This window comes from Nocardia sichangensis, assembly GCF_047200615.1.
In the GTDB taxonomy this organism is placed as follows: Bacteria; Actinomycetota; Actinomycetes; order Mycobacteriales; family Mycobacteriaceae; genus Nocardia; species Nocardia sichangensis.
This window is the reverse complement of the sequence record NZ_JBJZOK010000150.1, coordinates 1-342: the sequence shown is the minus strand read 5'-3', so window position 1 is coordinate 342 and position 342 is coordinate 1. Positions and strand designations below refer to the sequence as shown.

The window sequence follows — 342 nt, the reverse complement described above, 5'->3', positions numbered from 1 at the left end:
GCTGTTGGAACGAAACCCTACAGGGATACAACCGCTTCAGTCGGCGAGCAGATGCCAACGGCGACGCCGGAAGGATCGCCGTTGGCATGGTCGTGAATCGTCACTCGCTCGATAGCGCGACGAACTTGAGCACGACGTCGATCTAGTGTTCCGCGCCTGAAATACGTTCGATATATCTGGCGAGGGAGTCCAGGATCTCTTCGGCCGTCTTCTTCCAGACGAACGGACGGGGGTTGGCGTTCCAGTGCGTGATCCAGTCCATGACGTCTTTCTCCAGTGCCGCAACACTTTTGTGAACGCCACGTCGGGTGACCTGATCGGTGAGGTAGCCGAACCAGCGTT

General features: G+C 57.9%; 1 pseudogene. It reads right to left on the bottom strand.

The annotated features are described in order from the left end of the window. Nucleotides 1-142: 142 nt before the first annotated feature. A pseudogene (locus ACL03I_RS39545) lies at nt 143-342 on the bottom strand (IS630 family transposase); the annotation flags it as partial.